A 9,356-nucleotide genomic window follows, 5' to 3' on the forward strand; every position below is an offset into this window, starting at 1 on the left:
GGGGCACGCTCGATCCCTTCGTCGCATTCGCTCTCGCACAAGGGCTTGCGCAGACCCGCGAGGAGGCAGCGGCGAGACGTTTGGCATTCGAAGCATGGCTAGCACAAGAAGGGTACGATCGCGGCGCTGAGACGCTGATTGATCCGCAGCGGTTCCTTGAATGGCAAAGAACGCTCGTGAGGCAAGGAGATGCTGCCGAGGCCGTACGGGGAAGCGCAGCCCGGTTCACGGCAACAGATGGTCGGCGCGGGTCCTATGATGTGCGCCCTGTAGTTCGCGATGACGGCATCGACTGGATTGACGCCGCCGGCTATTCAGTTGCGCGATCGCAATATTCAGAGGCGCTACTGACGGCTCGGCCTGAGCGGCATGATTTCAGGCTGAATGTTTGGCCAGCACCGGAAGTGACTAGAACCTACTAGACAAATCAGTTCGGATCAGATCATAGGCGGGGACGCAATCGATGAGTTCCCGGACCATGCATCCACGTCCGGGGCATCTAAACTCGATTGATGGAGACTGCATCTAAAAATCTCCGATCCGCTTGCTGTGAGCTGACCTTTCGCCTTCCCAGCGAAAGACACCGGCAAACAACAGGGCAATCCCGATCATGTCGCTTAGTCTGCCGGACCGTGTCAATTAGTTGCTCAACGATGATCAAAATTCTGGCGTCGAGAGTGAACTGGCGATCCATTCGCGCGGCACCAGCGCCTGCCCTCGCCACTCTTCAGTTAACTCAACGCCAGCAAGGCGGCCCCAAACCTCATCATCCGCGTGGTCAAGCACTATGGCCTGGAGTCGCCCGCCAGCCGCGATCACTTCATCGCCCAAGAGTTCGAATACTCCGCGCACCGCAACGACGTCCTGATCGCGCCAAGCCAAAGGCCCTTCTGAATCGTCGCCCGCAGCCCGTTTCGGAAAATACACCTGGCTGGGTTGATCATAGATCAGCAATCCCGGAACCGGGTGATGGGGCTCTGTTAGAAAGAATTTCTGAAGTGCCAGCGTCACCGCCACATGGTAGGCGAGCCAGTTGGCGCCGCTGCCGATCTCCCAAAGGTAGTCATCCCTGCTGCCGCGGATGACCTTGACCGTCAAATCCTCGATCATGAGCCGGATTGGCGCATCTGGCCATTCCGCGTCGAGGCGCGGGATGAGCCGGCTCGCCATGTTTTCGATCCGGTCAAGCGCATTTCGCAATTTTCCTGCGGATCTCGTTCTCCGACACCACGCCTTGCAGCCGACCGATCTCGACTTTCAAAGCGTCGATTTCTTCCCCGAGTCCGGCACTTTGGTCAGTCGCATCATATAGGCGAAGGGCCTGTTCCACGCGCCCGAGGAAACGTTCGAGACGATCGAAGCGATCGGTCTCCTGGCGTGCGGCTTCAGAATCCCTCTCAAGGCGTGCAATTTCACGCCGTATCTCAATGAGTCTCCCCAGAACGACCTCGGTTGCTGCTCTAAGCCGAAAAACCTCCTTGTCCAGGGTGTCCGAGATGCTCGGGTGCGTTCTCAACCGTACTTCCAGGGCGTCGAGGTTTTCGCACAGAATGAGTATCTGATCGCGCCCGGCGTCACTGAGCTGGACTATCGGTTCCTCGTCGCTGCCCTTAGCGGCAAGGCCTCGGAACCAATCGGCCAAAGCGAGCCTGTCGCGCTGAATGCGAATGGCGCCGCCATAGGCCTCACTGCTTTCGAGCAACCGGCGCAGTTCATTTAGACGCTGTCGATGTTCGGTGAGTTGGGACGCGACGCTCGTCTCTTCAGCACGCAGTTCCTGAAGGCGCTGTAGCGCCACGTCGATGCCGGCCAGGCTGGGCTGTGCCGCGCGAGCATTGCTTTGCGAGACACGGCGGAGCAGGTCGACGATATCGGGCCAGGCTTCCGGCACAGCCTGTTCCGCCGATAACACCCCAAGCTCGATCGCCTGACGAACCCATGCCTGCGCCTCGGTTCGCCACGCGCCGCTCGCCGCAGTCAGCGCACGCAGTTCATTCTCCTTGCGTCGGAGGTCCCGGTTTAGCCTGTCGAGCTCAAACCGGGCTTGCAAGACGGCGGGTGTGACCGCTCCAAGGACATAGGGAAATATCGTCTTGAGCTTCTCGCGGTGTTCGGTCGTGTCGGCCTTGAAAAACATGACGTCGGGATTGGCGACGATATTCTGCGGCTGGAATGTGAAGGCCATTAGGTCGCGAAAGCTGGGACGAGCGCGGAAACCAACGTCGGAGGCGGGTTCGAAATCGAGGTTGGTGAGCCCGGCCAGGCGATTCAGCACCGCCTTCACGGCGTCGGCGTTCGTGTTCTTCTCCGTGATCCGATCAGGGATTGGGATGTCGGGAGCTTCAATGAGCACCATGTCGCCGGTCTTCTGCTGATCGCCCGGCTCGCGCCTCGCCAACAGCTTTTGACCTTCGACAGTTTCGATTAGAACCCCGAACCAGGCGCAGTTTTCGCGGATGACCCCTACCGGAATCGCGCATTTGTCAGCGGCGAGACAGTAATCGATGATTGGGATGACGGCCGACTTTCCGGTTTTGGAAGCGCCACTGATGACGTTCACCACGCCCGGCTTGAAGTTGACCACGCGTGGTGGCGCATCGATCCGCGGCCACAATATCAGCTTAAGCAGTTGGAAATACATCAGAAGTCCACTCTCAACGCGACTGCAACCTGCTGCAGTCCGGCCTTGTAGAACCAATAACCGAGTTTGTCGGAAGCAGCGGCGAACGACTTGAGCCGCTCCGGCAGCGTCGGCTTCTTGCTGCCGGGTTCCAGCGGAAATGCGCGGAGCCCCGCAGTCTCGTACTCAATCTTAATCAATCGCGCGGTGACGCCGAGGCCAAGCGCCTGGAGTGTCAATGGGCGCAATAGGAGCGCGCGCTCATGGACCGCCAGCAGATCTTCGCGTTGAGCGGCCAATTTGGCAGCAAAAAGCGCGAGCCCAGAGGCTTTCCGGGTCGAGCCGATAGCGTCCAGAGTCGGTTTGTGAAGAAGCAACGGAAGAACAAGGAAGGCGAGTGGGAACGGCACCGACAATCCCGCTTCGTCCTGATAGCCGAGCGCGAACTGCCAGACAGAAAATGCACCCAAGGCTGGATTCTGGATGATCTCCAGTTCGTTGAGTACGCGATCAGGCTCGGTGATCATGCCACCTCATTATGGAGCAAGGTCGCGAAGTCGGGATGCCAACCGATCCGAAGCGTGTCGGCAAGGGTGTTGAAGCAGCCGTGAACGAAATGTCCCGGCACCGCCCGCCCCTCGAGTGGCGCCTGCAGCAAGGCGCATTGACGATAGACGAGCCGACCGCGAGCATCGGCCGCGCGGTCGCCGTAACGGTCAGCGACGTCACCGGCGATAAAGCCGTGCCGTTTCACTAGGTCATCATCCCAGTCGCGCAAACTCTCTTCAAAGATCAGTCCCCGTTCGGCCCAATCTGCCTTGTCGGCGGAGGTCCTCAGGAAATCGCTTACCGCTCGAAGGCGATCGTCATCGCTGGCACCAATGAACTCGAGTTGCCGGATGAAGGTGGGCCGCGTCGACAAGATGCTTTCAATGTCGCCCTGCTGGGGCGCCGGACGGAGGGAGGTCAGCAAGCCTGGCATCATGTTCTTCTGCACAAAGGCGCGGAAGCTGACCTTGAAGGCATCTCCATCAAGTATCGCCGGTTGCCCCAGTTGTATCAGCCGATCGGCGTTCTGCTTCGCTATTCCAATCGCCGCTGCGCAAAACAGATCGACAAGCTCTGGCGGAACCGTTGGGGCGAGAAGCGCTCGGATAGGATCGATCGGATCGTTGTCGGCGCTCTCCACCCTCATGTTCGCAATGATCGCTACCTGGCGTTCAGGGGCCAGATCCAACACCGTCTTGAGATGATCAGCGCAAGCGGGCGAGCTTTTGGCGGCCGCTGCTTTTTTAGCTATGCCCGCCAGAATCGCCCCGACCTCGTTTGCCGTAGTTGCATCGCTGAGTGCCTGCGCGAAGGTGCCTTTGCGGGATGGAGTCACGTAAATGCGGAAGCGCGCTTTACCAATTTTCAGCAAGCCGTCATCAAACGCCCCGGCCCAATTCGCAAGCGCCTTCCAGAAATCGATCGCCCAGTCCGACAATGGATTGGTCTTGAGAGCACTCTTCGTCTGTTCGAGGCAAACGGTTCCATCGGCGTAGTGCACCGCCACGTCGTCAAGATGCTCGAGAGAGACCTTGGTGCCCTTTTCGCATGTGAGCAGGTGGTAACAGAAACGGACCGGCTGCAGCGCAAAGCCCAGATATTGGCCTGGCGCACTGTGCTTTGCCGCTTTCGTGAGGCCGCTCAACGCGGCTCTCCGGTGCAAGTGCGACCATTCGGTCGTCGATCAGCGACCGCGCTGTTCGCAAACCCGCATGGATGCACGAAATTCCGTTTCGGTTCAGCCGTTGCCCCCAACCTTCCCCCGAGGCTTCTTAGTTAAGACCGCTTACCTTAACCTCTCAGCTAGTAAAGTAAAAGGCCCATTGCTTAACTAGCGCAGGCTGTTCATGATGGTGACGATGGCCGACCAAACCACTGCTGAATCGCGCCTCGGGCGCCTTGTAGAAACTCCGGTCGCGGAGGAGATGGTGCGCGCCTTCGTTCCACCGCCGCTGCCGCCGACGCCCCCTATCGACATTCTGGGCCTTCTGGAGCGCTTAAGTCTTGCCGAGCGCGCGCTCGGGCGCCTGGACGGCATCACAACTCTTCTGCCACGACAGGAACTCTTCCTCTACATGTATGTCCGAAAGGAAGCCGTGCTTTCATCCCAGATCGAGGGCACGCAATCGACCCTCACCGACCTTCTTCGCTTCGAGACGGAAGCGCAAGCCGGTGAGCCGATCGATGACATCCGCGAGGTCTCCAACTATGTCGATGCGATGATGTTCGGCCTTGAGCGGTTGGAGGAACTACCCCTCTCGCTACGTTTGATCCGGGAAATGCACGCGCGACTGCTCCAGAGTGGGCGCGGAGGCACGAAAAGTCCGGGAGAGTTTCGTCGCTCGCAGAACTGGATCGGCGGTACCCGGCCTGGAAACGCGCTCTTCGTTCCGCCGCCTGTCACGGAGCTCGATGCATGCCTCGCAGCCCTGGAGCAGTTCATGCACGAGGACAGGTCCAAATTGCCTGCGCTCATCAAAGCCGGTCTCTTGCACGCGCAGTTCGAGACCATACACCCGTTCCTCGACGGCAATGGCCGTATCGGTCGCCTACTGGTTACCCTGTACCTGTGCATTCACGGCGTGCTGCGAAAGCCGCTACTGTATCTCAGCCTCTACCTCAAGACGCATCGAGCAGAGTACTATCGCCTGCTCCAGGAGGTCCGCGAGCGAGGTGCGTGGGAAGCGTGGCTTGACTTCTTCCTCGAGGGCGTGGCCCAAACCGCCACCCAGGCCTTCGATGCCGCCACACGCATCGTCGATCTGTTCAAGGAGGATCGCGATCGCATCACGGCCGAAAGTGATCGCGCCGGCTCAGCACTTCGGATCCACGATTTGCTGCAACAGAATCCGTTCGTGACAGCCCCCGTACTCGTCGAACGCACAGGCCTCACAACACCAACCGTCAATGCCGCGCTCGGTGAACTCCAGCGACTCGGCATTGTGGAAGAGATTACCGGACGCCGTCGCGGTCGCGTGTTCAGCTACCGCCGCTATCTGGGCATACTGAGCGAGGGCACCGAACCACTTCCTGCGACGGGCTAACGCAGCTACTCGCCATCGACTGCATCCAGCTCTCCTTCACTGCCGGCGGCGAACCCCGGCAGGATGTCGCCCGCGAGCAGCTTCTCCTTCGACAGCAGCCCGGCATCCTCGAGCGCCTCGAAATCCGGCAGGTCACGCAGCGTGTCGAGCCCGAACTCCAGCAGGAAGTCTTTGGTCGTGACATAGGTATAGGGCGCGCCGGGCGTCGGGCTGCGCGGGCCAGAGGCGATCAGGTTCTGGCCACGCAGCGTGCCGATCAGGTCGCGAGAAATCTCCTTGCCGAAAAACGACGACAGTTCTGCACGCGTGATCGGCTGGAAATAGGCAATGCACATCAGCACCAGCACCTCGGCCTGCGAGAGATCGACCGTGCGTTCGTCGGCGCCGACGGCCGTGCGGATGGCGTCGGCGTAAGCCGGGCGGGTCAGGTGCTTCCAGCCGCCGGCGACCGCGACAAGATCATAAGGACGGCCGCGCAGCTCCTCGCGGACGTCGGCGATGAGCAGGTCAAGGTTGCAGCTTTTGCCGACGATACGCGCCAGCCGCTCGCGGGTCACCGGCTCTTGTGCCGCAAAAATGGTCGCCTCGACTCTGGCCATCCATTCGCGCCAGCGCATCTCGGGCGGCAGCTGGTCCAGCTCCCGGTCGAACAGACAGTCGTCTGGCTGGCGGTCGCCTGACCGCCCGTTCATCCGTCTTGCGCGCGCTGCCTCTGCCATCGTGTTCAGAGCCCGTAGATGCGGAAGGTGGCACGGCCCGACAGCTCGCGTACGGCGCCGAGACCGACCAGGCGGTCGAACAGGCGGCGCAGGCCGCGATCGCTCATCCCGGTCTTTTTGCCCCTGTCCCCGCGCGACGCCACCAGCGCGTCGTCGGACAGCAGGTTTTCGACAACCAGCTCCGCCCCTTTCGCCCGCAGTTTCGGGGCGACGGCAAGCAGCTTTTGGGCGCGGCGTTCGAGATCGGTGAAAAGATCGATCGCGCGCAGCGCGGCACGCGCCTCAGCGCCAAGCAGGTTTTTCGCCCGGTCGGATTCGCTCTCGACGGCCGGCGCCGCAACCCCGGCCGCCGGGCGCCCGCGGCGCGCAGCGCTCGCGCCCCATGCCGGTTCGGCGCCGAGCAGCGGCACCGCATGGGCCCAGCCCAGCCGTTGCGCGAGCAAGGCGTCGGCGAGCCAGGATGCGACGGCGCGTGGCAGGCCGCGGCGCTCGCACGCCGCGACGGCGCCGGTCAGCATCCCGACCGTCCCGGCGCAGGCGGCAAGCTGGCGAAGCGCCTCGACCAGGTCGCCGAGCACCGCCTCGTCGCCGCGCGCCAGACCAAGGTCATCCAGCACCGCGGTGACGCTCGCCTCGGTCAAAAGCTTCTCTGCAGGCGATCCAGCCAGCCGGCGCCAGGCCAACAGCATCCGTCCGGCGGGGCCGACCGACAAAAAATCGCCGGGGCGGGCGAGCAGCACCGCGTCGCGCAGCGCGCTTTCGTCCTCGACACGGCCCGCCTGCCGCACCGTCGCCGCGGCGCATCCAAGCGCCAGCCGCTGCCGCCAGGCGCCGGCCCAGCGCTCCTGCCGGCGGACCACCGCGTCGAGGGCGGTCAGCGCCGCGGCGGCCGCAAAGGTGGCGTCTTCAAGCGATTGCGGAGCGGCCGCCGCGGCGCGCAGCCAGCCCGGCACGGCAGCGGCCGAAGTGGCCGGGCCGGCGCTGGTGACGATCATCGGCGGCTGGCGCAGCAGTTTCGGGCGGCGAATCATCGCCGACGAGGATGCGCGAGCGCGGCGCTTTCCGCAACCGTCAAACGCCAAAACCGCCGCACCCGTCGCGGGACAATTATGTCCGGTAAGCTTGCCTTATCGGACGTATACCGCTAGCCTCGCAAATCATGCAAAATCCCCCGCCAAAACCCACCAAAAACGACCTCCCGGCCGACGATCCGCTCGACGGCGACCCTCTCGAGCGGGAGCTGCCCGACATCGTCGATCTCGTCATGGAGATGGGCCGGCCGACACCACGTGTCCCGGCACGTGTCGAGGACCTGGTCGCGACCGCCACGGCCTATGCCAAGAACGCCAGGTCGGACAACACGCGCAGCGCCTATGCCAAGGACTGGCGGCATTTTTCGTCCTGGTGCCGGCGCCAGGGTTTTGAAACGCTGCCCCCGGACCCGAAGGTGATCGGGCTTTATATCAGCGCCTGCGCCGCCGGCGGCGCCAAGCTCGGCGCCCCGGCGCTGTCGGTTGCGACGATCGAACGGCGGCTGTCAGGCCTGTCGTGGAATTTCACCCAGCGCGGTTTTGGGCTCGACCGCGCCGACCGCCACATCGCCACCGTGCTCGCCGGCATCCGCCGCAAACACGCCAAGCCGCCGCGGGTGAAAGAGGCGGTCCTCGGCGACGATCTTTTGGCGATGATCGCCACGCTCGGCCATGATCTGAGGGGCCTGCGCGACCGCGCCATCCTGCTCATCGGCTTTGCCGGCGGCCTGCGGCGATCGGAGATTGTCGGCCTCGACGTCGTTCGCGACGACAACAGCGACGGCGCCGGCTGGATCGAGATCTTTCCGGACAAGGGCGTCCTGGTGACGCTGCGCGGCAAGACCGGCTGGCGCGAGGTCGAGGTCGGCCGCGGCTCCAGCGACCTCTCCTGCCCCGTCGTCGCGCTCGAAACCTGGATCAAATATGGTCGCATCGCCCGCGGACCGCTGTTCCGGCGCATCTTCAAGGACAACAAGACCGTCGACGTCGAGCGCCTCTCCGACAAGCATGTCGCCCGCCTGGTCAAGCAGACCGCGCTCGCCGCCGGGGTCCGCGCCGATCTGCCGGATGCGGAGCGGGCGCTTTTGTTCGCCGGGCACTCGCTGCGCGCCGGTCTCGCCTCGTCGGCCGATATCGAGGAGCGCCACGTGCAAAAGCAGCTCGGCCACGCCTCGGCGGAAATGACCCGCAAATATCAACGGAGGCGAGACAGATTCCGCACCAACCTCACCAAGGCGTCCGGGCTCTGAAAGTCCCCTCCCCTCCCCGCTTTTCGGCCGCTACATGACAGCCCGGGAGGCCAGGATTTTCACCTTAGCGTTTCAATTTTTTCCCCTTAGCGCTTCAATTGAAATCGGGAAGTAAAACCGACAGACATGCAAAATCGTGCTTCCCGTCGACCACACGGACGGCTGATCGGCTATGCGCGTGTCTCGACGAACGAGCAGGCCACCGAGGCGCAGGAAGTCGAGCTTCGCGCGGCCGGGTGCGAGACGATCGTCCAGGAGCACGGGTCCGGCGCGTCCCGCGCCCGCCCTGCCCTTGCGAAGCTCGTGCGCGAGATTGCTGCCGGCGATACGCTTGTCGTCGTCCGGCTCGACCGCCTGGCCCGCTCGGTCGGCCATCTGCTCGAGGTGATCGAGGATCTGACCGCTAAGGGCGCGCATTTCCGCTCGCTGAGAGATCCGATCGACACGACGACGCCGCAAGGCATGTTCTCCCTGCAGGTCCTCGGCGCCGTCGCGCAGCTCGAGCGCGCATTGATTTCCGAGCGCACGAAAGCCGGTATCAGAGCCGCCAAGGCAAAAGGGCGCCTGCCGGGCAATCCGGGCATCCGAGAACGCCGGCCGGAGGCACTGGCCAGGATGAGGAGTGCCCAGAAAGCGGCCTATGG

The 9,356-nt window shown here is 63.0% G+C and carries 9 protein-coding genes and 1 pseudogene; 4 read left to right on the forward strand and 6 right to left on the reverse strand.

Annotated elements, in window-relative coordinates:
* A pseudogene (locus EOA78_RS36655) lies at positions 1-422 on the forward strand (DNA helicase); the annotation flags it as partial.
* Positions 423-657: 235 nt separating this feature from the next.
* Here EOA78_RS36655 and EOA78_RS37580 read toward each other — a convergent pair.
* From EOA78_RS37580 to EOA78_RS33855, 4 genes are read right to left on the reverse strand one after another with little or no spacing between them, the layout of a single operon-like run.
* Complete coding sequence (locus EOA78_RS37580; RefSeq protein ID WP_245477967.1) at positions 658-1,170, reverse strand: DUF3732 domain-containing protein; 513 nt, start codon at positions 1,168-1,170, stop codon at positions 658-660.
* A gap of 13 nt (positions 1,171-1,183) precedes the next feature.
* Positions 1,184-2,641 (reverse strand): DUF3732 domain-containing protein, encoded by a 1,458-nt coding sequence (locus tag EOA78_RS33845; protein ID WP_245477969.1) that lies wholly within the window; start codon positions 2,639-2,641, stop codon positions 1,184-1,186.
* Positions 2,641-3,147 (reverse strand): three component ABC system middle component, encoded by a 507-nt coding sequence (locus EOA78_RS33850; protein WP_127319884.1) that lies wholly within the window; start codon positions 3,145-3,147, stop codon positions 2,641-2,643. The genes EOA78_RS33845 and EOA78_RS33850 overlap by 1 nt, the downstream gene beginning before the upstream one ends.
* Positions 3,144-4,313, reverse strand: coding sequence for an ABC-three component system protein (locus EOA78_RS33855; protein ID WP_127319886.1), 1,170 nt, complete (start codon positions 4,311-4,313; stop codon positions 3,144-3,146). The genes EOA78_RS33850 and EOA78_RS33855 overlap by 4 nt, the downstream gene beginning before the upstream one ends.
* A gap of 214 nt (positions 4,314-4,527) precedes the next feature.
* Between EOA78_RS33855 and EOA78_RS33860 the strand changes: the two genes are divergently transcribed.
* Complete coding sequence (locus EOA78_RS33860) at positions 4,528-5,712, forward strand: Fic family protein (protein ID WP_127319892.1); 1,185 nt, start codon at positions 4,528-4,530, stop codon at positions 5,710-5,712.
* Between the two features lie 5 nt (positions 5,713-5,717).
* Here the strand turns inward: EOA78_RS33860 and EOA78_RS33865 are convergent, their stop codons facing one another.
* Complete coding sequence (locus EOA78_RS33865; protein ID WP_127319888.1) at positions 5,718-6,431, reverse strand: SMC-Scp complex subunit ScpB; 714 nt, start codon at positions 6,429-6,431, stop codon at positions 5,718-5,720.
* A gap of 5 nt (positions 6,432-6,436) precedes the next feature.
* Complete coding sequence (locus EOA78_RS33870; protein WP_245477971.1) at positions 6,437-7,462, reverse strand: DUF1403 family protein; 1,026 nt, start codon at positions 7,460-7,462, stop codon at positions 6,437-6,439.
* 233 nt (positions 7,463-7,695) lie between these two features.
* Here EOA78_RS33870 and EOA78_RS33875 point away from each other — a divergent pair, with 233 nt between their 5' ends.
* Positions 7,696-8,712: a tyrosine-type recombinase/integrase gene (locus EOA78_RS33875; protein WP_245477973.1), complete on the forward strand. Its 1,017-nt coding sequence runs from the start codon at positions 7,696-7,698 to the stop codon at positions 8,710-8,712.
* 126 nt (positions 8,713-8,838) lie between these two features.
* Positions 8,839-9,356, forward strand: a 518-nt coding sequence (locus tag EOA78_RS33880; protein ID WP_164784072.1) for a recombinase family protein, incomplete at its 3' end; no start/stop codon positions are given.

It is taken from the genome of Mesorhizobium sp. M5C.F.Cr.IN.023.01.1.1, from assembly GCF_003997585.1.
In the GTDB taxonomy this organism is placed as follows: domain Bacteria; phylum Pseudomonadota; class Alphaproteobacteria; order Rhizobiales; family Rhizobiaceae; genus Mesorhizobium; species Mesorhizobium wenxiniae.